This window comes from Streptomyces griseofuscus (assembly GCF_014673495.1).
Lineage (GTDB): Bacteria > Actinomycetota > Actinomycetes > Streptomycetales > Streptomycetaceae > Streptomyces > Streptomyces murinus.
In genome coordinates this window covers 8476502-8499884 of record NZ_CP051006.1, presented here as the reverse complement: position 1 = coordinate 8499884, position 23383 = coordinate 8476502, and the positions used below count along the sequence as shown (strand labels likewise).

17 protein-coding genes are annotated in these 23383 nt (G+C 70.5%); 3 read left to right on the top strand and 14 right to left on the bottom strand.

The genetic code is table 11. The features are described from left to right. Positions 1-57: 57 nt before the first annotated feature. The 9 genes from HEP81_RS38095 to HEP81_RS38050 form a co-directional block, all read right to left on the bottom strand. Positions 58-939 (bottom strand): thioesterase II family protein, encoded by an 882-nt coding sequence (locus tag HEP81_RS38095; RefSeq protein WP_037662998.1) that lies wholly within the window; start codon positions 937-939, stop codon positions 58-60. Continuing rightward, on the bottom strand, positions 936-8582 hold the full coding sequence (locus HEP81_RS38085; protein WP_243279738.1) for a type I polyketide synthase: 7647 nt from the start codon (positions 8580-8582) through the stop codon (positions 936-938). Before HEP81_RS38085 ends, HEP81_RS38095 begins: the two co-directional genes overlap by 4 nt. Positions 8583-8656: 74 nt before the next feature. Next, positions 8657-9775 carry a class I SAM-dependent methyltransferase gene (locus HEP81_RS38080; RefSeq protein ID WP_243279736.1) on the bottom strand — a complete coding sequence of 373 codons (1119 nt, stop codon included), beginning with the start codon at positions 9773-9775 and terminating at the stop codon, positions 8657-8659. Between the two features lie 123 nt (positions 9776-9898). Further along, a complete protein-coding gene (locus tag HEP81_RS38075) occupies positions 9899-10102 on the bottom strand; it encodes a hypothetical protein (RefSeq protein ID WP_037663001.1) in 204 nt (67 codons plus the stop codon). 481 nt (positions 10103-10583) lie between these two features. Further along, on the bottom strand, positions 10584-11009 hold the full coding sequence (locus HEP81_RS38070) for a PRC-barrel domain-containing protein (RefSeq protein ID WP_037663003.1): 426 nt from the start codon (positions 11007-11009) through the stop codon (positions 10584-10586). Then, entirely contained in the window at positions 11006-11611 is a 606-nt protein-coding gene (locus HEP81_RS38065) for a PRC-barrel domain-containing protein (RefSeq protein ID WP_063755287.1), read from the bottom strand. The genes HEP81_RS38070 and HEP81_RS38065 overlap by 4 nt, the downstream gene beginning before the upstream one ends. A gap of 313 nt (positions 11612-11924) precedes the next feature. Continuing rightward, positions 11925-14066: a glycogen debranching protein GlgX gene (glgX, locus tag HEP81_RS38060; RefSeq protein WP_051850650.1), complete on the bottom strand. Its 2142-nt coding sequence runs from the start codon at positions 14064-14066 to the stop codon at positions 11925-11927. 259 nt (positions 14067-14325) lie between these two features. Then, the gene (locus HEP81_RS38055) at positions 14326-14598 is read right to left on the bottom strand and encodes a DUF3253 domain-containing protein (RefSeq protein WP_037663007.1); all 273 of its coding nucleotides are present in this window, start codon (positions 14596-14598) and stop codon (positions 14326-14328) included. Between the two features lie 65 nt (positions 14599-14663). Continuing rightward, complete coding sequence (locus tag HEP81_RS38050) at positions 14664-16883, bottom strand: SpoIIE family protein phosphatase (RefSeq protein WP_051850651.1); 2220 nt, start codon at positions 16881-16883, stop codon at positions 14664-14666. Between the two features lie 715 nt (positions 16884-17598). On the opposite strand from HEP81_RS38050, the gene HEP81_RS38045 reads away from it, so the two are divergent. After that, entirely contained in the window at positions 17599-17988 is a 390-nt protein-coding gene (locus tag HEP81_RS38045; RefSeq protein ID WP_338058763.1) for an ATP-binding protein, read from the top strand. A 15-nt stretch (positions 17989-18003) separates the two neighbouring features. On the opposite strand, the gene HEP81_RS38040 is transcribed toward HEP81_RS38045, so the two are convergent. From HEP81_RS38040 to HEP81_RS38030, 3 genes are all read right to left on the bottom strand, one after another. Then, a complete protein-coding gene (locus HEP81_RS38040) occupies positions 18004-18849 on the bottom strand; it encodes an RNA polymerase sigma factor SigF (protein ID WP_154824023.1) in 846 nt (281 codons plus the stop codon). Between the two features lie 205 nt (positions 18850-19054). Continuing rightward, the gene (locus HEP81_RS38035) at positions 19055-19396 is read right to left on the bottom strand and encodes an STAS domain-containing protein (RefSeq protein WP_037664222.1); all 342 of its coding nucleotides are present in this window, start codon (positions 19394-19396) and stop codon (positions 19055-19057) included. Between the two features lie 550 nt (positions 19397-19946). Continuing rightward, positions 19947-20117: a hypothetical protein gene (locus tag HEP81_RS38030; protein ID WP_018565842.1), complete on the bottom strand. Its 171-nt coding sequence runs from the start codon at positions 20115-20117 to the stop codon at positions 19947-19949. Positions 20118-20255: 138 nt separating this feature from the next. Between HEP81_RS38030 and HEP81_RS38025 the strand changes: the two genes are divergently transcribed. Beyond that, positions 20256-20429: a CsbD family protein gene (locus HEP81_RS38025; protein ID WP_078967806.1), complete on the top strand. Its 174-nt coding sequence runs from the start codon at positions 20256-20258 to the stop codon at positions 20427-20429. A 305-nt stretch (positions 20430-20734) separates the two neighbouring features. Next, the gene (locus HEP81_RS38020) at positions 20735-20998 is read left to right on the top strand and encodes a hypothetical protein (protein WP_037664219.1); all 264 of its coding nucleotides are present in this window, start codon (positions 20735-20737) and stop codon (positions 20996-20998) included. Positions 20999-21268: 270 nt separating this feature from the next. Here the strand turns inward: HEP81_RS38020 and HEP81_RS38015 are convergent, their stop codons facing one another. Next, the gene (locus HEP81_RS38015) at positions 21269-21604 is read right to left on the bottom strand and encodes a hypothetical protein (protein WP_037664216.1); all 336 of its coding nucleotides are present in this window, start codon (positions 21602-21604) and stop codon (positions 21269-21271) included. Positions 21605-21791: 187 nt separating this feature from the next. Next, complete coding sequence (locus HEP81_RS38010) at positions 21792-23327, bottom strand: AMP-binding protein (RefSeq protein ID WP_037664214.1); 1536 nt, start codon at positions 23325-23327, stop codon at positions 21792-21794. Positions 23328-23383: the final 56 nt, after the last annotated feature.

Genomic DNA, 23383 nt, shown 5'->3' with positions numbered 1-23383 from the left:
ACCGCGCTCCAGGGTCCCGTCGGTTAACACCCATGCGCTCGTCGGGCAACCTTCGGATCAGGACCGGGTCCTGCCCCGAAGGTTGCCCAGGGAGCACTCGCCCGAAGGCGAGCCGGGGTCGTCGGCCGGGCACGCCCAGCCTCGCAGGGAGGTGACGATGTCGGTGGTGAGCCGGGAGCTGATGGCTTCGACGTTGTCGAGGAGGTAGGTGTGGTCGCCGGGGAAAAAGCGTGGGGTGGCCGGCTGACTGCTGATGTCGTTCCATCCGGCCAGGGCTTCCGGGGAGATGACGGGGTCTTCCTCGCCTCCGTAGAGGGCGAATTGGGTGTCCAGCGGTGGTCCTTGGTGGGGCCGGAATTGCAGGGCGAGCAGAAGATCGGCGAGCATCGGGATCCACGCGCTGATCAGCGCGTCGGGGCCGTGACCGGCGTGGTCGGGCAGCCGGCCGAAGAGTTCTTCGAGTCCCTTTCGCCCGCCGAGCAGGACGCTCGGGGCCTTGGCGGCGAAGTCGGGGTGGTGAGGGGCGGCCATGGCGGACAGAGCGAGCAGGGTGGGCGGACGGTGCCCCTGCCGGACGAGGCATGTGACGGTCTCGTAGGCGATGAGCGCTCCCACGCTGTGACCGAACACGGCGTACGGGTGGCCGCTGTCGTCGTGGCGGATGCGGTCCGCGAGGAGTTGTCCGAGGTGGCGCGGGTCGGTGTGTACCGGTGCGCCCGTGGCGCGTCCGCGGCCGGGAAGTTGCAGGCCGTGCACGCTGACGGCATCCGGCAGGTGGGAGGTGAAGGCGTGGAAGAAGGAGGCGCTCATCCCCGCGGGCGGCATGCAGTAGAGACGCAGGACGTGTTCGTCACCGGTGTCCGGGCGCAGGGCGACGAAATCCGGCTGGTCGAAGCCGGTTGTGGGGCGGAAACCGCCCGTCTGATGAGAAGTGTTCACGCGTTTCCGCTCCGCTCTGGGACGGCGACCGCACCGGCGGACTGCCGCAGGCGCCGCAGGGCTCGCCTGGCGATGTCGGGGAGGTGGGCGGCGCCCATCAGTTCCAGGGTGGGGATGTCGCAGCCGAGGTGTTGGCGCAGTGCCGCGGAGAGTTCGAGGAACATCAGGGAGTCGATGCCGAGCAGGTCCAGACGGCAGGTGCGGTCGAGGCGCTCCACCGGGGTGTACAGGACGGCGGCGGCAAGCTCGGCGACCTTGTCCTCGATCAAGACGATGGCCTCGCCGTCGCTCATCGCGGCGACTCGATCGCGCAAGGTGCTGACACTGTCGGTGCTCACCTCACGCTGTTGGAGCAGTGCGCCGGTCCTGGGCGCCCCGAGACGGGGCAGAACGCGGCTGATGCTGTCCCAGTCGAACCGGCCGAGGGCGACGACAGGACCCGTACGGGTGTCGAGAAGCCGGTCGAGTGCGCTGAGCGCTTCGGCGGCGGCGACGGGGGCCATGCCGTAGGAGGCCATCTCGTCGACGCGCCCGGTGCGGTGGACGTATCCCGCGTCTGCGATGACACCCCATTGAACGGCGAGGGCGGGCCTGCCACTTCGGTGCCGGGCGCGGATCAGCGCCTCCATCGCGGTGTTGGCGGCGACGTAGGGGGCTTGTCGGATGTTGCCGTCGAGGGCGGCTATCGAACTGTAGGCGAGGAAGAAGTCGAGGTCGTGGCCTTCGGCGAGGGCCCGGAGCGCGTGGAATCCCGTGATCTTGGGCGCGAGGACACTTTCCAGCTGGGTGTCGGTGAAGTCGGCCAGGGGAGCGTCCGCGAGGACCATGGCGGCGTGTACGACACCGGCCAGGCGCCGTTCCCGCAGGGCGGTGCGTACGGGTTCGAGGGCCCCGGGCCGGGTGATGTCGGCGCTGTGCGCGGTGACCTCGACTCCCGCGGTGCGAAGCTCGTCGAGCAGTCGCGCGGCACCGGGCGTCCGGGATCCTCGGCGTCCGACCAGATGGAGGTGTCGGGCGCCGTGTTCGGCGAGGTGGCGGGCCGTGGCCGCACCGAATCCCGTGAGTCCGCCGGTGATGACGTACGCGGCGTCGGGGTCGAGTGCGCTCGCCGGAGCGGGGTCGACGACCGGCGGCGGGTTGTCGAAACTGATGACGACCTTCCCGATGTGCCGGGCTTGCTTCAGCAGGCTGAAGGCGTCCTCAAAGCGGTGCGCGGGGAAGGTGTGGTGGGGAAGCGGCCTCCGGCGGCCGGTGGTGACGGCTTCGGCCAGCTCCGTGAAGTGACGCCGGACAAGGGGAGTTCGCCGGGCGTGCAGGTCCAGGGTGTCCACGTCGAAGAACGAGGCGTTGCGGGCCGGCGGGGAGACGAGCGGTGGATCGTTCCGTTCCTCCGCACGCCGGCCGAGTTCGACGAAGCGCCCCTGCGGGGCGAGCAAGTGGAGGCTGCGCAGGCGGGCTTCGCCGGGCAGCGAGCTGAGGACGACGTCCACGCCGCGGCCGCCGGTCAGGTCCGCGACCTGCTCGGCGAAGTCCAGGGTGCGCGAGTCCAGGACATGCTCGACGCCCAGCAGGCGCAGCAGGCTGCGTTTGGCGGGAGTACCGGCCGTCGCGATGACGCGCGCACCGGCACGCTGCGCGAGGCGCAGGGCGGCCAGCCCGACACCACCGGCGGCGGCGTGCACGAGGACGGTGTCGTCCTCGCTCAGGCCGGCGCACTGCTGGAGGGCGTGGTGGGCGGTGTGGAACGCGGTGGGGAGGGTGGCCGCCTCGATGAATTCCATGGTGCCGGGCAACGGTATGACGTGATCGCTGGAAGCGAGGACATGGGAGGCCATGGCGGTGTGGGCCATGGCCGCGACGCGGTCGCCCGGTGCGAGATGGTCGACACCGGCGCCGACCGCCGTGATGGTGCCCGCGCAGTCCAGGCCGAGGCCGAGGAATCCATGGCGCCGGGCCGCGGGCAGGGAACTGGTGCCGGCCGCGGTCAGCAGGTCCTGGTGGTTCAGCGCCGCGGCCGCGGTACGGATGAGGACCTCTCCTGCCGCCGGGTGCAACGCGGTGGTCGCGCGCCAGCTGAAGACGGGGTGCCGTCCGGGGACGTCGACGTGCAGTGCGTAGTGGGGTCCGGGCCCGGCCGCGGTGGCGGGCAGCGGGGTGACGCGCGAGGCGAAACGCCCGTGCGGGGTGAGGACCACCTCGTCGTCGACGGGTTCCTGTGAGCCGCCCGTCGCGCCCGCGCTGCCCTGAAGGTGATGCAGTTCGTGCAGGAGACGCTCGAATGTGCCGTCGTCGCCGGCGTCGGTCAGGGCGATGCAGCGGACGCTCAGTGAGGGGTGTTCGTTCGCCAGGCTTCGCGCGGCGCCCCACAGGGGGGCGCCATGGGGTGAGGGCGGCGGGGTGGGAGGCCGCAGGCTGTCGGCGTCGATGATCCAGACACGCAGGCCGCCCTCGCTTGCCCGGGCGCTCCGGCTCCAGGCACGGCTGAGGTCACGCAGCACGGCAAGCTGACGTACGGCGTCCTCGGTGTGTCGCCGTGGTCCCGTTTCGCTGGCCGGCTCGGCGAGTACGATCACGTCGCTCACCGGCCGGGGCGCCCCGGGTCCGTCTGCCGCGCCGGTCATCTCGCGGGCCCAGTCGTCCGCCCCGCTCGTCTCCGCGACGTGCCGGACGCGGCCGTCAGGGCATGCGGCGCGCAGCGCTCGGGTCAGCCGGTGCGCCAAGTCGGTGGGAGCGTCGGCGGTCGGTGTGCTCAGCAGCCAGGACCGTCGCGTCGCGTCGCCGGACGACGTACGGTCCGGTGCCTTGCCGGGGACGGCGCGGGCGTCGCGCCCCGCGACGATGAGGGAGACGTAGGGCCGGTCGGCGTCGGAGCCGTCGTACTGTCCCGTCGTGGCGAAGCCGCTGTCGGCGAGGAGCCCGGGCCAGCGGTCGTAGGGCACCAGTGGACCATCGGGGCGGACGTTCTGGTCGGTGGAGAGCCAGAAGGAGTCCAGCAGACCGAACACCGGAGCCAGGAGTTCCACGCTGTGGGTCTCCAGGGCGATCAGGTGGCCGTCGTCGGCGAGCAGGGCGGCCATGCCGCGCAGGGCGCGGGAGATGTCACTGGTGGCGTGCAGGATGTTCGCGGCGATGACGAGGTCGTAGGCGCCTGGTTCAAAGCCTTGGGCGACGGGATCGCTGCCTGCGTCCAGGACCTGGTAGGTGAGGAAGTCGCAGGGGCCGAAGCGCTCCGCCGCGGCGGGGAAGAACGCGGGTGACACGTCGGTGAAGGTGTAGTGGACACGCTCCGGCGGCAGATGGGGAAGCAAGGCCGCGGTGGTTGCGCCGGTGCCCGCACCGACCTCGAGGACACGCAGCGGCCGGTCGGCGGGCCAGCCCTCGACGACGTCGCGGATCCAGCCGACGAGCGCATGGGTGTGCGGGGCGAAGAAGGTGCTGTCCCCGTAGAACCGTTGGACCAGATTGTCGGGCTCGGAGAAGAGGAGTTCCAGCGGGTCGGCGTCACCGGTGAGGACATCGGCGAGGCGGTCCCCGCACACACCGTAGGTGAGGAGGGTGACGGACTGGCCGGGAAAGTCCTCGAGCAGTCGGCTGAAGAGTTCCCCGGGACGCGGCGCGGCCGGGATGGCCCAGGTGTCGGGCCCGGTGGTGTCGAGGGCGCCATGGCTGACGGCCTGGGGCAGCAGGACGTCGAGGAGCTTGGCGTGCTTGGCCTCGACTCCCGCGCCGATGAGGTCGGCCGGGCCGAAGGAGGAGTGCTTCGCTGCCGGGAGCAGCCGGCGCACGGCCTGGGCCGTGAAGTGGGCGCAGACCTCCAGCAGACGCGGCTTGAGCGCGTCGCTGATCTGGTGCAGCCGGTCCAGATGGGCGTCGTGCCGCCTGCTGACCAGTTCCGGCAGTGACTGCGGGGCGGGCAGCGGGCTTGGTCCGGGCCGGGGTTGGCCGGGTACGGGCGCCGCGCGCAGTACTTCCGTCAGGCGGTCCTGCTCGTCGGTGGTCACGGTTTCCAGGCGCCGCAGTGCGCAGCCGAGAAGTTCCATGCACACGTCACCGTCGTCGTCGCACACGACGATGTCCCACAGGGCGTCGGGGCCGGCGGCACGGGTGACGTGGGTGAACCCGGAGGAGGGCAGGGCTCGCCAGCTACGGATCGTGGTGATGTGGGCGGGCAGGAACGGGGCGGGGCGGTCGGCGGTGAACATCAGCGGCAGACAGGTCTGCAGGGCGCCGTCCACCAGCGTCGGGTGGGCGATGACTCCGGGTTCGGGCGGTACGGGCGCGGTGAACTCGTAGCGCCCCGCGGTCTCGTCCTGCCCGATGTGCAGGTGGGTCACGGTCCGGAACGCCGGCCCGTAGTCGAGACCGGCCTCCTGGGCGGCCGCGTAGTGTTCGAGGGCGAGCCGCTGGTTCGGAAGACGGCGTTTCAGGGCGGCGATGTCCAGACGGGGGCGCTGTGGACGCAGCAGACTCCGCACGCCGGCGCGGGCGTGCTCGGTCCAGTCCTGTTCACCTGTGCGGCTTCGGATGGTGAGCCGGCCGTCCTGGGCAAGATGAGTGGCCAGGTGGACGTCGTCGCCGTCCGTCGGGCTCGCCGCGTCGGCGCTCCACTCGAGGGTCAGGGCTCGGTCGATGGACAGTCCGGTGATTTCGAGTGCTTCGTCGTGTCGGCTCCGTGCGGCGGCCAGTGCCATTTCCACGAAGCCCGCGGCGGGCCAGACCACAGCTCCCGCGACCCGATGGTCCTGTATCCAGGACAGCCGGTCCGCATCCAGGCGGTTCAGCCACGATGCCTCCGGCCCGGCTTGGCGGGCTCCGAGGAGGAGGTGGGCGGCGGCGTCCTCGCCGGGGGTGTCTTCCTGCCACCAGGACGGGTCGCCGTTCCAGTGTCGTTCGCGCTGCCACGCGACCGTCGGCAGGTCGGCCACCGCGCCGGGACGAGGGAAATAGCTGTCCCAGTCCACCGCCGCGCCGGCGGCGAGCACGCGCAGGACGGTCTGTTGCAGCGCGTCCACGGTGGCGAACGTCCGGGAGAGAGTGGGCACGATCACGCCGGGGGTGGGAGCGTCGGCGGTGGCACGTCGCAGATAGGCGGTCAGAGCGGGATGCGGGCCGATCTCGACCAGGACGTCGCAGGCGGCGTCCCCGGTCATCAGGTCGGTGGCGGCCTGGTGGAAGCGGACCGGGCGGCGGACATTGGCCCACCAGTACTCGGCGTCCAAACCCTCCCCCCGCTCGGCACGGCCGGTGACCGTGGAGATCATCGGTATGCGGAGGGGCCCGGGGGCCAGGGACTTCAGTGCGCGGCCCAGCTGGTCACGCACGGGGTCCATGGCCCTCGTGTGGAACGCGTAGTCGAGGCGCAGGTCCCGGAAGAAGACGCCGTCCGCGTCCAGCACGGCGCCGAGAGCCGCGAGGTCCTCCTGCGAGCCCGCGAGGGTGACGTCCTGGTCGGAGTTGATCGCGGCGATATCCACGCGGTCGCTCAGCTGAGCCCGTTCGAGCCGCTCCCTGGCCGCATGTTCACCCAGGCCCACCGCGGCCATGCCTCCGGAACCTGCGGTGGCGGCCTGCGCGCGGCTGCGGGCGGCGATGACGCGGCAGGCTTGGGCCCGGGTGAGGGCACCGGCGCAGTACGCGGCGGCCACTTCCCCGACGCTGTGTCCCAGGACGGCGTGCGGCTCGACGCCCCGGGCGGCCAAGGCGGCGACCAGGCCCGCCTGGACGGCGAACAGCATCGGCTGGGCGACTTCCGTACGGTCCCAACGGGAGGCATCGGGGTGGGCCAGCTCCTCGCGCACCGTCCAACCCAGCAGTGGCTCGAGTTCGTCGCTGAGGGCCTCGACCTCGGTGGTGAACGCACGGTCCCTGCCGAGGAGTTCGGCCCCCATGCCCGCCCACTGCGAGCCGTTCCCGCAGAAGACGAAACCGATCCGGCCGCCGCTCACCCGGCGTTCGGTGGCGGCGTCGGCTGCCCGCCCCTGTGCCGCTCGGGCCAGCACCTCGGCGGCCTGGGCGAGGCCGGTCGCGAAGAAGGCCGTGGCGTGGCGGTGCCGGGTCCTTCGTCGACATGAGGTGACAGCAGCGTCGTACAAGGCCTCGGGCCCCTGCGCGGGATCGGCGGCCATCGTGGTGAAGTGCTCCGCCCAGGACTCCAGGGCGGCGGTCAGCGCCTGGGGCGTATGCGCGGAAACGATGACCGGCAGCGGCCGCGCCGTGGTGCTGCCGACCGGCGCGGCGAAGTCGTTCACCGCGGCGCCGTCGGCGGCATCAGCCGAGGCCGGTGACGCCGATGGCGCGGGCGGTGCGGCCAGGACGGCGTGCGCGTTGGCGCCGCCGATTCCGAAGGAATTGATGCCGACCACGACACGGCTGTCGCCGGGAACGGGACGCGTGGTCAGGACCGGCTGTAGACCGAGGCGGTCGAAGTCGATCTCCGGGTTGGGCGGATCAGCGTGCAGAGTCGGCGGGATGGCACGGGATTTGATCACGACGAGCGACTTGAGGAGTCCCGCCATCCCGGCCGCGGCTTCCAGGTGCCCGAGATTGGATTTGACCGATCCGATCGGTAGCGGCGCGTCGCCGCGCCGGCTGCCGATCACCTCCCCCAGCGCGGCGCACTCGACGGGGTCGCCGACCACAGTGCCCGTGCCGTGCGCCTCGACGTAGGACACCTCACGCGGGTCGATGCCCGCTGTGCCGTACACACGGCGCAGCAGGGCGGCCTGGGTGCGTGGGCTCGGTGCGGACATGCCCACGGTGCGGCCGTCGGAGTTGACCGCGGTGGCCAGGACGACGGCATGCACCCGGTCGCCGTCGGCGAGCGCGGCGGCCAAGGGTTTCAGGACGAGCATCACGGCGCCCTCGGAGCGTACGAAGCCGTCGGCCGCGGCTCCGAAGGGGTGGCAACGGCCCGTCGGCGAGAGCACTCCGGCCTGCGCGTAGCCGACGAAGAGGCCCGGCGACAGCATCAGGTTCACCGCGCCTGCCAGGGCGAGCGGGCTGCGGCCGGTGCGCAGGTGCTCGCATGCCTGGTGCAGGGCGGTCAGGCCGGAGGAACAGGCGGTGTCCACGGCGCTGGACGGGCCGGTCAGATCCAGCTCGTACGAGACGCGGTTGGCCGTGATCGACAGGAACCCGCCGGTCGTGGTGTAGGGATTGCTGGAACGCAGGTGACGCGCCTGGAGGTCGGCGTAGTCATGGGTGGAGACACCGGTGACGACGGCGGTCTCGCTGCCGGCCAGGGCGTCGATGTCGAGGGCGGCGTCGTCGAGGGCCTCGACCGCGCACTCGAGCAGCAGGCGCTGCTGCGGGTCGATGCGGGAGGCTTCCTTCGGCGTGATGCCGAAGTACGAGGTGTCGAAGCCGGTGACCTCCGGTTCGGGCAGGAAACCGCCCGCGGTGGAGTGGAACTTGCCGGGCTTTCCCGGGCGACGGGCTCGGTGGGCACTGATGTCGAAGCGGTCCGCGGGCATGGTGCCGACCAGGTCGCGTCCTTCGTACAGGGCCTGGCCGAGCTGATCCAGGCGGTGGATGCCGCCCGGCAGCCGCAGGCCCACCCCGATCACCGCCACCGCGTCGGCAGGCAGCGAGGCGGGGTCGGAGGCGGTGGACGGGTACGGAGAGGAGGGACGGGGTTCAGCCATGGGGGGCCTCCACATAAGCGGCACAGGCTCGAATTGCGGGGTTGGCGGGGCGGCGGCGCCCAGTGCGGGAGCTGTCAGGCCGAGGGGTCGCTCAGTGGGCCGCCCGGCTTCCGGCCCCATACGGAGACGGCGTGCATCCCGATGTCCGTGAAGTCAGGACGGTCGATCAACGACATCGCCGCATCCAGCTCGCCGGCCAGCGGAGAGCTGTTCCGGGCCTGGAATTCGTGGAGTTGGGCGAACGACAGACGCCAGAACTCGTCCGCGGGACCGCCGTCACCGATCAGCACCGGCTGCACCGCCATACCGCCCAGGTCGAAGCCGGCGTCGGTCACCAGGGCCTGCAGCCGCCGGCCCAGGCGGAGATCACTGCCTTGCGAGGCTTCGAGCGTCTGCTCGGCGACGTGCAGGCCCCGACGCATCACCGGGTGGGGTGAGGCATCGGCGGGCGCCAGGTCGAGATCCTCGACGAGGAGGAGGCCGCCGGGTACCAGCCACTGGGACATGGCGGCCAACACCTGTTCGGGGCAGGACAGATGGCACAGGACCATCCGGGCGTGCACCACCTCGAAGGAACCGGCGGGAAAGCCGTCCTGGGTCACGTCGTGGCTCAGGACGGTGACGCGCTCCTCGGCCGCGAGTTCCGCGAAGAAGCGGGTGTCGATGTCCGTCGCCGTGACGTGACCGCCAGGGCAGATCCGGGCCAGCATCCGGGCCACCGACCCGGCACCTGCCCCGACTTCCAGACAACGGGCCGCAGCGGGCACGCCCGCCCTTCTCAGGGAATGCTCCGTGAACGGATCCCACAGCTTCTCCAGCGCGCGCAGCCGGCCCTGCTCACCGGTCATGTGATGGCTGAATGCCCCGGCGTCGTAGCCGGACGCCGCCTCAGCCGCGGGCCGACGACTGGTCATGGGATCAAGCGGGGTCAACGATGGGCCTCCCTCGGTTGCGTACCGGGTGTGCCGATCGCCGCCACCCGTCGATGGCCGGAACAGCAGGCTCGGCTCCCAGCGGACTGCCCCTCCCGTGGCCACGGCACGGTGCCTGTGCGTGATCGACGCATGCTCGGCCGCCTGCCGGGCCTCGCGGTCCTCGGCATCGAACTGGTCCAGCCGACCGTCACACAGGTGGAGCTTCGCGCGGCGCCTGGTCCGGGCCGCACTCCGCAGTAGATCACCGTCGGCTCCCATGATCAACCCGGCCCGGAGACAACCCGAACAGGAGGTGTTGCGTCCGTGCCTCAGCTGGTCGTCCCGAGACCTCCCGGACGAGCCCGGCGGCAGCCCGCCGCGCCGACGTCGGTCCGCCGCCCGTCAGAGGCCGTCGGAAGCGGAGGGCTTCGCGGGGGGCACGGGCCTGGTCGGTGAGGTCACGTCGGCTGATCCGGGCTTTGGGAAGAAGCGGCCGAACCCATGGACGGTGCCGGGGACTTGCACGAGTTCGGTGGTGACACCCGCGGCGGGGCGGGCGTGCGATGCGGTGACGGCCCCCGCCGCGCCGGAGGCGATCTCCGCCATGGTGACATGGGTGGTCGGCAGTGCTGGCCGGCCAGGTCCAGCGTGCGTCGGCCGGAAAGCGGGATGTCCGTGGCCGGACTGCCGTCCACCCTGGGGCAGGCCAGGGCCTGGAGAGCAGGTGCGGGCCCGCCCGGACCCGGGCGCGCAGGACGGCAAAGGCGGCGATGTTCCCCTCGTCGCTGCCACCGGCCACCGCGAAGCGCGGGAGCACCGCCGAGTCCGCCAAGGTCCGCGGCGATCCAGGTCAGAGCGTGGTCGGCGCGGCCGGGCAGGGCGTTCGGGGACGAGCCGCCGGTCGACGGGGCCAACGGCCCGGCTATCGCGGTCAGGGCGCAGGGAGCGGACCTCTCCGGCCTCGGGGGATCCCTGACTGAGGGCGCCGCCGTGCGCCGGGGCGGTCCGTGGGCACCGGCGTTCCGGCGCCCTGAGGAGCCGCCCACGGCGCTGCCCGCTGCGTGGGCGCACGTTCGTGGCCGCGGCCCTAGGCGCCGCGCACGACGACCGCGTACTCGCCGACACCCAGGAGGTGGTCTCCTGAGATGTCTCCGAGGGCCGTGTACAGCGTGTGGACACGCCCGGTGGCGGTGTCGAAGGCGATGTCCTTGACGGTGCCGTGCGCGGTGCCGTGTTCCGTCAGGACGCGCTTGCCCAGGATCTCGTGATGGGCGGGAAATTCGTGCGGACCGACACCGGCGGAGGCGACGGAGCGTACGACGACGGCGTCCTGCCCCACTCCTTCGATCAGCTCCCATGCGATCGTTGCCGCGTGTTTCGGAGCTCCGGACAGACGGACGCAGACGACGCTTCTCGTGCGCGGGTCGATGGTCAGGTCCTCCACGCGGCCGAGTTGCTCGGCCTCCTCGGTCGTGATCACCGGCAGGCCACGGGTCTGGCTCAACAGCCTCATGAGGGAGCCTCTTCGTCGGTCGTGGGCGTGAGGTGGGTCGGCGGCGCGGTGTACCGGCGGAATGCCTCGACCTGGGCACCGAAGCTCGGCAGGTCGTCCGCGATGAAGTGGTGGGCCTGTGCCGGGATGACCATGGCCCGTCCGGAGACGGCGAGCGCCTCCCCGCGCGGGATGAACGCCCTGCGTTTCCCCTGGTCGGTGGTCTCCTTCAGGGCGATCTCGAAGCCGATCACCCGACCGCTGGCGCCGGCCTCGATCACGATGTCCAGGACCGTGCCCGTTTCGGTTCCCTGGTCCGTGAGGACCGGTGCGCCGAGGACCTGCCCGTGCTCGGCCTGATGGGCCGACAGCACCGCCTTCCGCTCCGTCAGGACCGCCGTACCGGGAATCATCACGGCGGACGGTCCGATGGCGTGCACTCCGGAGAGCGGCAGGCTCACTTTGAGCGGACCGGCGAGCAGGCCGCGCCCGCTCAGGGTGAAGCCGGTGATCCGGCCGGCCCCGAAGTCGAAGACGGTGTCCTTGACTTGAGCGACCGCCTCGCCGTCCAGGGTCACGACCACCCTCTTGGTCAGTTCCGAGGCGAGCAGGGGGGTGATCACCGCGATTCCCTCCCGCCCGGCCGGCGACCGGAACGCATGGCGATCACCGTTCCGCTACGGCGTCTGGCCTGGACCACCAGTGCCGCGGCGGCGAGCAACACTGCTACCGCGATGAAGAGAACAATCCAGCCGGCCCATTCCATCGCCGACCTCCTTCTGCCGTCTCCGCCCGGGTCGTCGCCCCTGTGGCGCTCCCCTGGCTTCCGGCTTCCCGGCACAGGTGGGTTGCACTCCTTCCACCGTGGCCGCGCCGCGCCGGATTTCCCCGGCCCGGCGTCCGGGCCGCGTCCAGGGCCGGACGCAGTCCGGTGGGTCAGTCGTCCTGGTGGCCCCGCAGCACGAGCATGGCACGGGCCTCGACCTCGACCTCGCTGCCGCCCTTGATCAGCGGACGGTACTCGGTGTAGGGGATGGCCGTGTCCACCTCTACCGCCCACCACCGTCCCGTCTCCTCGGGAAGGGTGAAGGTGAGGGGCTCGCTGTGGGCGTTGAAGAGCAGGAGGAAGGAGTCGTCCGCCACCCGCAGGCCGCGCAGGTCCGGTTCCGTGATGGCCATCCCGTTGAGGTGGACCATCAGGGACCTGGCGAAGCCGGTGTCCCAGTCGGTGTCGTTCATCTCGCGCCCGGCGGGGGTGAACCAGGTGATGTCCCTGCCTTCGGTATTTCCCCCTTGAGCCACCCGGCCCTTGAAGAACCGTCGCCTGCGGAAGACCGGGTGATCGCGGCGCAGAGTGATCAGCCTGCGCGTGAAGTCGAGCAGTTCGCTGCCGTCGCTGACGTTCTGCCAGTCGATCCAGGCCAGTTCCCCGTCCTGGCAGTAGGCGTTGTTGTTGCCGTGCTGGGTGCGGCCGAGTTCGTCACCGTGCGACAGCATCGGCACGCCCTGGGAGAGCAGCAGGGTGGCGAGGAGGTTGCGCTGCTGTCGGGCGCGTAGGGCGAGGACGTCGCGATCCCGGGTGTCGCCCTCCACTCCGCAGTTCCAGGAGCGGTTGTGGTTCTCGCCGTCCCGGTTTCCCTCGCCGTTGGCCTCATTGTGCTTGCCGTCGTACGAGACCAGGTCGCGCAGGGTGAATCCGTCGTGCGCGGTGACGAAGTTGACCGATGCGTAGGGGCGGCGGCCGTCGCTCTGGTAGAGGTCCGAGGAACCGGTGAGGCGGGAGGCGAACTCCCCCAGAGTGCCGCCCTCGCCGCGCCAGAAGTCGCGTACGGTGTCGCGGTACTTGCCGTTCCACTCGGTCCACAGCGGGGGGAAATTGCCCACCTGGTAGCCGCCGTCGCCGACGTCCCACGGCTCGGCGATGAGCTTGACCTGGGAGATGACCGGATCCTGCTGGACGAGGTCGAAGAACGACGACAGCCGGTCGACCTCGTGGAACTGGCGTGCCAGGGTGGCCGCGAGGTCGAACCGGAAGCCGTCGACGTGCATCTCGGTCACCCAGTAGCGCAGTGAGTCCATGATCAGCTGAAGGGTGTGCGGGTGGTTCATCCGCAGGCTGTTGCCGGTGCCGGTGGTGTCCCAGTAGAAGCGCGGGTCCTGCTCGGACAGGCGGTAGTACGCCGCGTTGTCCAAACCCCTGAACGACAGCACCGGGCCGAGGTGGTTTCCCTCCGCGGTGTGGTTGTAGACGACGTCGAGGATCACCTCGATGCCCGCCTCGTGCAGGGACTTGACCATCGAGCGGAACTCCTGCACCTGCTCGCCCCGCTGCCCCGAGGAACAGTAGGCGTTGTGCGGCGCGAAGAATCCGATGGTGTTGTAGCCCCAGTAGTTCGACAGCCCCTTCTGTACGAGGACGTGGTCCTGCACGAACTGATGCACCGGCATCAGTTCCACCGCGCTGACACCGAGCTTGACGAAGTATTCGACCATGGCCGGGTGTGCGAGCGCGGCGTAGGTGCCGCGTATGGCCTCCGGGATCGCGGGATGGGTCTGCGTCATACCCTTGACGTGGGCCTCGTAGATGACCGTCTCGTGGTACGGGGTCCGCGGCGGATGGTCGCTGCCCCAGTCGAAGTAGGGGTTCACCACCACCGACTTCGCGGTGTAGGGCGCGGAGTCCAGGTCGTTCTGCCGCTCGACGTCCCCGAAGCGGTAGGGGAAGAGGGCCTCGTCCCAATGGATCTCGCCCTCGATCGCCTTGGCGTAGGGGTCGAGCAGCAACTTGTTCGGGTTGCAGCGCTCGCCCCGCTCCGGACGACAGGGACCGTGCACCCGGAACCCGTAGCGTCGCCCGGGCCCGACGTCAGGCAGGTGGATGTGGTGGACAAAGCCGTCCACCTCTCTCAGTGGGACGCGCTCTTCCGTTCCGTCTTCGTCGAAGAGACACAGCTCCACGAGCTGCGCGACTTCGGAGAACACGGCGAAGTTCGTCCCGGCGCCGTCGAAGGTGGCTCCCAGCGGCGACATCCGGCCCGGCCGCGGACCTATCTTCGTGCTCTCTTGCCAGATACGCATGACCACGTCCCTCCCCAGCAGGGATGGCGAGAAGCCCTTGCCCGTCGTTCTTCTGTGCCCGGACCGCTCGCAGCCATGCCCCCGGTGCCCACTCAGGCCGGCTCGGCCCGTCGGACAGGAAGGCGACTTTCGCCTCCGTCCCGGGCGTTCGGCCTCTACGACGAACGCCTCGGTGGACGTCTCCAACGGCCCCCACCGCGATCTGGGCCTTCCAGCAGGCGGCTGTCTTTCGCCGCTTGGCCCTTCGGGCTCCGCCGTGTCAGCGCGCGCGACGGAGGCGGATGGGGCCACGAGCCGTGGCCGGCTCGACAGGGCGGCCGGACTGCGTGATCTCCACCTGGCCGGCATCGACCAGTCGCCGTGCGGCGCGGCGGACCGGTTCCATGAGCGCGCGCCAGCCGTCGTCATCCCCTCCGTAGGCCGCCCGTGCGACCTCGGCGGGGCAGATCGTCGCAGTCGGACCGCGGCGATCCAGCAGTTCCAGGATCGTTCGCTCCACGCGCCGATCCGCTTCCCGATCGCTGTGCGCCATCCTCTCAGCATCCCACTGGCACGGCCGGGACGGGCGTTCGGCTCCGGTCCGCTCGGGTGGCAGGGTCATGGCCGGCCCGCGGGTGGGGTGGCGGTGAGGACGAGGGCCGCCTGGTCATCGTGTACGCCGTGCGGGCCGGTGAAGGCGTGGACGGCGCCGGTGAGTGTATCGATGGTCTGCTGCGCGGTGAGCGGGGACGAGGCGTGACCGAGGGCCTGGGTGAGGCGTTCCTCGCCGAATTGTTCCCGGTCGTGATTGCGGGCCTCGGTGATGCCGTCGGTGTACAGCAGGAGGCTTTCGGTCGGTTCGAGGTGCAGGTGACAGGTGGTGAGGTAGGCCTCGTCGCTGATGCCGATGAGTCCGCCGGGGCAGTCGAGGGGGTGCACCGCGCCGCGCTGGTCGAGGTGGAGGGGCAGGGTGTGGCCGGCTCGGACCAGGGTAAGGTCGAGGCCACCGGTCGAGGCGGGGGTGAAGTGGCCGTAGACGAGGGTGACGAAACCGGTGCCGTGGCTGTGGGGCCGTTGCAGGAGCGCCTTGTTGACGGCTCGGACGACTGCTTCGGGCCCGGGCAGGAGCGGGGCCACGGCGCGAGCGGTGTGGCGAACCAGGGCGGTGGTGGTGGCGGCTGTGGCGCCGCGTCCGCAGACGTCGCCGAGCATGAACGCCCAGCTGCCGTCGTCGAGGGGGAAGAGGTCGTAGAAGTCGCCGCCGATGTCCAGTCCCTCGCCGGCGGGGTGGTAGTAGGCGGCGGCCTGGGCGCCGGGCAGGGCCGGGATCTCGGGCAGGAGGAGCCCCGCTTGCAGATCGCGCGTGAGCGCGGCGCGCTGGGCGTACTGGCGTGCGTTGAGCACCGCTGAGGCGGCGCGCTGGGTGAGTTCCTCGGCGAGGGCGATGGTGTGGCCGTCGAAGGTGTGCTCTGCGGTGGACAGCAGGGTCAGGGCGCCGAAGGCGTGGCCCCGGTCGAGGAGCGGGACGCAGAGGTAGCCGGTGACGCCGAGGTCCTGCCAGGGCCCGGGACCGGTGGGGGTGCGACGGGCGACCTCGCTCAGGCCCGAGGCCAGGACGCGTGCGACGGCGTCGTCGGCGTCGGCGTGGACGGGGGTGTGGGAGGCGAGAAGGTCCTGCTGGGCCTGGGTGGGGGCGGCGGTGGCGATGCGGTGCACCCTGCCGCGGTCGACGATGTCGACCGCGGCCAGCGGGGCCAGCACCGGGATGCAGGAGGTGGCCAGGCGCCGCAGGGTCTGTACCTGGTCAAGCCCGGAGGTGAGGGCGGTACTGGCGTTGAGGAGGAAGGCCAGGTCGGCGCGGGCTGCCCGCTCCTTCCTCTCGGCGGCTCGGCGGGCTTCGTCGGCTTGGTGGCGTTCGATGGCCAGGGCGGCGGTGTCGGCGAACACACGGGCCAGTGCGAGATCGGACTCCTGGGGGACCCGCGGGGTGCGGTGGTACATGGCAAAGGTGCCCAGCAGGGAAGCGTCCCTGGCCAGGATGGGCGTGGACCAGCAGGCCGCCAGCCTCGCGGCCCGGGCGAGGTGCCGGAAGTCGTCCCAGAACGGATCGGTGCTGATGTCGGAGACGATGACCGGCCGGCGCCGGTGGGCCGCGGTACCGCAGGAGCCGGCACCCTCGCCGGTGGCGATGCCGTCGATGGCCTGGTTGTAGAAATCGGGCAGGCTCGGGGCCGCGCCGTGCCGCAGATGCTTGCCGTCGGCGTCGGCGAGCAGCACGGAGACCAGGACGTCTTCCGGCGCCAGGTCCTCGATCGCGCGAGCCATGCCCTCCAGCACCTCGGACAGGGGCGCCTGGCGAGCGATCTGCTCCAGCAGGACGCGGTGCTCGGCCGTGAGCCGCTGGGCATGTTTGACCTGGGTGGTCTCCACCCCGATGACCCGTACACCGGTGACGTTGCCGCCCCTGTCCGTCCGCGGCTCGTACGTGAAGTCGAAGAACGCCTCCCGCGCCGCGGAGCCGGTCCCGATCATCACGCGGGCATCGCGTCCGACGTACCGTTCGCCGGTGCGGTAGACCTGGTCCAGCAAGGTGATGAAGCCCTGCTCGGCCAGCTCCGGTATCAACTGGCCCAGCGGCACTCCCACGCGAATCCGCTCCTCGCCGCCGATCGCGGCGAAGAACGCCTCGTTGGCGACCTCCACCATATGGGCGGGCCCGGCCAGGGACGCGAACGCCGCGGTCGACCGGCCGAACAAGGCCCTGAAGTCCTCGTCTCCCTCGGGGCCGCCTCGCCTGTTCACGGCCTCGACGGGCTGCTGCTGCGGAACGCGGGTCATCTCTGCCTCTTGTTGCTCGCCGCACGTACGGCGGACGATCCGTGGTCACCGGCCACTGTGGCCGACGCGTCGGCCACAGTGGCGTACAGGCCTTTGAACTGGTCCAGGCCGGTCACATAACTCCAGGGCCGGACAGTCGAGGACCACTGGGGCAGGCAGCTGTGGCTCGGCAAGCACCGCGTCCGCCGCCTCCTACAGCTGCGCGGCACTGGCGTGATCCAGTTCACCGCGCGGAGCGAGCACGCGCTCCCACCCGCCTGGTCCCACATCCACCGGGCGGAGTGACGCGGTCGCTGCCCCGGGGTTGGCTCACGGTCCCGCGCGGATGTGAATATGGCGCCATGCATACGGCTCCCGGGAGAAAAGTGCACGTCATCCCTCAGCAAGAAGTCTTCATGATCGTGGCTCGCGATGGCACCGACCACGAGCGCGGTGACGAGTTCGAGGCCGTCCGGAGGCGGCCGGCCGGGCGGCACCGCCGGTCAGGGCGACCTGTCCCGGGTGAGCCTCGCCAACAGCACTGAGCAGCGCACGCGCACACTTCCGGATCGCAGGCGCCTGCCCCTCGCCCACCATTCGACGGCCCACTCCCATGACAAAGCCAACCGCGGGTATACGCGACAACGCGAACGGTCAAGACGCGAAGACAGACTCCGGGATCACTTTTATGGTCACCCCGCTCAGCCGGCACACGGCACGCGAACAAGGACTTCCTTTGCCCCAGCAATACAGCATGGCGTGGGACGCGACACACCCGTCGATCGCCGATGCCCGACACGCCGTGCGCGTATTGCTCGACGAGGCAGGCCACCAGCCCGACCAGCGACCGAGCCAGGACGCCCAGCTCGTGGTGAGTGAGCTGGTCACCAACGCGATCCGGCACGCTCCCGGCCCCGGCGCCCTGACACTGGAGCTGACGCCCGATGCCACCCTGCTGCGGATCACCGTCCGCGACAGCTCCTCCAGCCCGCCCGTGTTCCCCACTCCGGATCCAGGCCGGCCCGGCGGCCACGGCCTTCGCCTGGTCACGCTGCTGTGCGAGGGGCTCCATCACACCACCCTGACGACCGGCAAGCAGGTCGTCGCCCACTTCCGCCTGCGGTGAGTACGGCCGAGGAGGTCAGCCGGTGGTGAGCATGCCCTCGCGCAGCCGGGCCAGGCAGCGGGAGAGCAGCCGGGAGACGTGCATCTGGGAGACGCCCAGGCGTTCGCCGATCTCCGCCTGGGTGAGCTCCTCCACGAACCGCATGTGGATGATCCGCCGGTCCCGCTCGTCCAGTCCGGCGATCAGCGGCGCCAGCGCGTGGAAGTCCTCCACCAGCTCCAGCGCGGTGTCCTCCGCGCCGATGAAGTCCCGCAGCACGGACTCGCCGTCCTCGCCGCCGTTGAGGGTGGCGTCCAGGGAGGAGGAGCTGTAGCCGTTCGAGGCCAGCCGGGCCTCCCGCACCTCGTCCTCGGGCAGGCTCATCAGCTCCGACAGCTCCTTGACCGTCGGCTCGCGGTCCAGCCGTCCGCGCAGCTCCTCCGTCGCCCGGGCGAGCTGCACCCGGGCCTCCTGAAGGCGCCGGGGCACGTGCACGGCCCAGGTGGTGTCGCGGAAGAACCGCTTGATCTCGCCGACGATGTAGGGGATGGCGAAGGAGGTGAACTCCGCCTCGCGGGACAGCTCGAACCGGTCGATCGCCTTGATCAGGCCGATCATGCCGACCTGGACGATGTCCTCCATCTCCTCCGGTCCCCGGCTGCGGAACCGGCCGGCCGCGTAGCGGACCAGGGACATGTTCATCTCGATCAGCGTGTTGCGGGCGTAGCTGTATTCGGGTGTGCCCTCCTCCAGCGTCGCCAGCTGCCCGAAGAAGAGCCGGGACAGGTCACGGGCGTCCTTGGGCGCCACCTTGGAGGGCTCGGCTACTCGCGGTAGCTCTGCACTCCGCGTATGTGTGGCCAGCGTCTTCACGAGCAACATGTCCCCTCCCAAGGTCGAGTCAGCGCAGCCGACCGTCGGACCAGCTGCCGGAGCGCCGGTTACCCCGTCATTTTGCCTTCATGCCTGTGTTTCCGCAGATGGGGGGGGTCGGGCAGGTCCCGACCTGGACCCGCCCACGATGAAGACCCGCGCGCGACGCGGCGTGGCCCCGTGTGCGAGGTCTCGTGCTCACTCACGGGGCCGCTCAGCAGCTGTCCGGGGCCGACCGAGATTCCGGAGGCAGGCTGGGACTGTCAAAGGCGGCAGGGTCGAGATCCACGGCCAAGAGCAACAGTCGCAGCGGCTGCTGACGCAGGCCCGTCACGGTCGTCCGGCGGCTCCGGCCGCGGGCCTGAGCGTGGGCGAAAAGGAAGTGTAGGCCGGTGACATCCATGAAGGGCGCCTCGTTCAGGTCCCACAGCAGGTCGGCCACGTCTGCGGGTAGCGCGTCGGCGGCCGCGCGCAGGACGGGCACCGTGTCGAAATCGACGTCGCCGCGCCACGCGATGCGAGCCGACGTGCCGTCGAGGGTTGTGGTGATGGACATACTGGGCGCGCCCCCTTCCGGGGGTTGATGAGCCCAAAGACGAGCGCCCCCGAAACGAACAGGGGGTCCACGACGATGGCAGGGGCCCGGTGCCCGGGATGGGGGCAACGCCCGGCTCCCCGAAAGACCAGCGCTTGCAGCAGGCCGGTCGGTCTCGTTTGTCCTCCCACCGTCGCACACCTTCCCGGCACAAAGTAAGCACCGAGGGGAAGGGACCCGGCCTCTGGCGCAATTCGGCTCCCCCACAGCCACGGTCAGGCGCTGGGTCGACCAGCGTGTGCACGTCGTCGCGAAGGCCCCTGCGGCGAGCTCCTCGGCCGCCCGCGGGCACGGCCCGAACCGGCCGCCGACCGCCGTGGGTTGACGAGCGGGTGCCGGGGCGGCCTGGCCGACAAGCTTCAGCGGGTGCGCGCGCACGTCGCCGAGCGGATCCCGTGCCCCTCACCGCTTCCTGGCACACCCGTTTCCGGCCGACACCCGCACATGCCTGTGGGGCCCGGCCGATGGTACGGCCGGGCCCCACAGGGCGGATGCGTGCTCCCCGGTCAGGTCACCATCGGTACCAGCGGCCGCGGCCGCCACCGGCATTCGTGGAGCGCACGAGGAATCCGAGCAGCCACACCACCAGGACGACCAGAGCCACCCACCAGAGAATCTTGAGGGCGAACCCGGCGCCGAAAAGGATGAGCGCGAGAAGCAGCACGAGCAAAAGGGGAACCATATTTATCAACCTCCTGACCCGCCGTGTGCCCCTGTTCGTCGAGGACATTCCTTTTCTTCGCCTTGTTTACCGTGAGTGGGCCGGGGCACGAGGTGGTCACCACAACAGCGGACGACGACTTCCAGGAGGCTGTCCTTCATGAGTGCCAGCGAGAAGGCCAAGGCGACGAGCGAGCAGGTCAAGGGCAAGTCCAAGGAGGCCCTGGGCAGCGCCCTCGGCAACGACCGGATGGCCGCCGAGGGGCAGGCCGAAAAGAGCACCGGCGACGCCCGCGCGGCCAAGGAGAAGACGAAGGACGCCTTCAAGCACTGACGCTTCCACCCTTCAATACCCCAGAATTCAGGGGGCCTTCCTACCGACGGAAGGCCCCCTGAATTCTTTGGTTTGAGGTGAGGAATCCGAAGGGGACGCACGCCGCGGCGGAGAACGAACACGGCACGTCCGTCGGAAGGGCGGCGGCGCGGGCGGCCCCGCGACCGGCTCACCGTCGCGCCACGGGGACCGCCCGCCCTGCCCCGACCCTCATCACATCACTGCATCCATATGGGATGAATAGGTCATATGGGAACTGGATACTCCGACAGGCAACCCGTAACCCGAAGAACGGAGCGCGCCCCATGGTGATCAAGAAGATGCACGACCTGGGCATCCGCAGCGAGCACGCCTACATCGCCGGCCTGGCCTCGGTCGGTCTGAGCTTCGTCTCCTGGTTCGCGAGCCTGCAAGCCGAGAAGGCCGGCGTCGAGCGCGCCGACCGATGGGGAATCTTCGTCGGCGAATGGGCACCGACGTTCATCGGCCTCGGCCTCGCACTCTCCCACTACGAACAGCAGGAAGGCACCCTCAACGGCTCCCTGCACTCGGTGAAAGAGACCGGCTGACAACGTTCTGCCCGGAGCTTCGAGAGAGGTCCGTGCGCAGTCCGCTCACCGTGGACCTGGAAGGCTTTCCCAGGGGGAAACGCCTCGTCGACGGGTCCGGCGGCCCCTTCTCCGGAGCCGCCCGACCTCGACATCTCGGCGTCGGCCCCTGCCCGCTCGGACAGGGGCCGCGCCGCACCGTCGAGCCGGTCTCGCCAGGCGGTTCCTGGCGGCGTATCAGCCGACGAGGTTGCGCCGTGCGAGACGAATCGGGGAAGCAGCTTCGTGCGGCTACTCCACCGTCCACCCGATGTGGCCGATGCCGGTGGAGTAGATGGCGCAGTGCCCCACCGACTCCTCGGTGCCACCCGGCTGCGCCGTCACCGAGTTGCCCTGGACGTCCGGCGCCCAGCCGCAGACGATGTCGGCGTGGAAGGTGGTCGGGCCGTTGGTGTTGTTGGTGCAGTCCACCCCGCCGGTCAGCGGGTCGTTGTTGTGGATCCAGGTGGTGCAGTCCAGACCGGAGCGGATGTCCGCACGTGCCGGGACGGCCGACGCGGGCAGTACCGTACCTAGCCCGATCAGGGCGGCTGCGACGGCCACGGCGGTGATGGCGCGAATCCTCAATTCTGCTCCCGGAGAGTTGACCTGACGGTTCCACTCCAAGCCTTACCCAGGAGAACCTGCGCGTATCGGACCATTCGAGTGACCCGAACCGAGACGTGTCCGCAGCCGCGCCGCACGTCTGCCCCGCCGACTGCCGGGACAGGTCAGTGGTACGACGTACACGGGCCGTCGGTCGGCGCGCGCAGCCTCACGACCGGGCCATGGCGCGGCGGCGCAGTTCCTTCTTGTCGGGCTTGCCCACGTCGGTGAGGGGCAGTTCGGCGGGGAAGGTGATGCCGGCCGGCTCGTACATCGCCCCGCGTTCGGCGCGTACGAAGGCACGCAGTTCGTCCGCGTCGAGGGTGGCGCCGGGGGCGAGCAGTACGGCGGCGTGGACGCGTTCCGTGCGGTCCTCGTCACGGACACCGAAGACGGCGCTCTGCTCGACCTGCGGGTGGCTGTTGAGCAGGTCCTCCAGTTCGGTGGTGTACACATGGCCGCCGACCACCACGATCATGTCCTTCAGCCGGTCGACGACGGTCAAGTAGCCGTCGGCATCCCGGAATCCGATGTCGCCGGTGTGCAGCCAGCCGTCCCGGAGGATCTCCGCGGTGAGCCGCGGTTGCTTCCAGTAGCCCTCCATGACCATGTCCGAGCGCACCACGATCTCGCCGTGTTCACCGTCGGGGAGCACGTTGCCGTCCTCGTCCCGGATCTCGACCTCGACGCCGTCCAGGATCCTTCCGGCGCTGCGCAGCCGCTCGGGGTGGGTGTGATCGTCCGCGGACAGGATGCTGACCAGGCCCGCCTCGTTCTGCCCGTACCCCTGGACCAGTACGGGGCCGAGCCGGCGTACCGCGTCGGTCAGTCGTGCCGGGGATGCCTGGCAGCCGCCGTAGAGGACCTGGCGCAGTGTGGAGGTGTCGGTGTGCTCCATGCGCGGGTGGTCGAGCAACTGGTAGAGCAGGGGCGGCAGTAGCCACAGGTGGGTGATGCGCTCGCGCTCGATGGTTTCGAGCACCTGTCCCGGCTCGAAGTCGTCGAGCAGGACCACGGCGCCGCCGTATTCCAGCACGGCGTCCATGAGCATGCCGGCGACGTGGGCCATGGTGGTGGCGACGAGCTGGCGGTGCGTCAGGGCGGCGGTCTCGTCGAGCGGGCGCGCGGAGCGCTGCGCGTGCACCTGCTGGTAGGTGGTGCAGATGCCCTTCGGGTGGCCGGTGGTGCCGCCCGTGTGCCGGATGGCGCAGATGTCGTCCGGTTGCGCCTGGCTCGCGAAGGGCTCGTCGGGCTGGGTGGCGCTGAGCGCCAGCAGGTCCTCGCCCGTCTCGGTCGGGCCGAGCACCAGTACCGACTTGACCGGTACCGACTCGGTGATGTCGGCGGCCCGGTCGGTCATCCGTGGATCGACGACAAGGGCGCGGCTCTCCACGTCGCGGACGATCGCGGCCTGTACGTCGGCGGCGAGCTTGCTGTACAGGTGGTTGACGCGGGCGCCGATCAGATTGGCCGCATATCGCACGGCCAGGGCCTCCGGCAGATTGCCGCTGAGCAGAGTCACCGTCTGGCCGCGCTCGATGCCCTGGGCCTGCATGGCCCACGCCATCCGGTGTACCAGAGTACGGAACTCGCCTGCGGTGACCCGCTGTTCGCCGTGTACCAGCGCCTCGCGGTCCGGGTTCTCCCGCAGGGCGTCGAGGATGTGCTCCACATGGTTGCGGAAGCGTGGGGCGACATCGGACATGTGTGATCCTCCTGAGCCGGAACGCAGGGGTGCGCGGGCCGACCTGATGGTTGTTC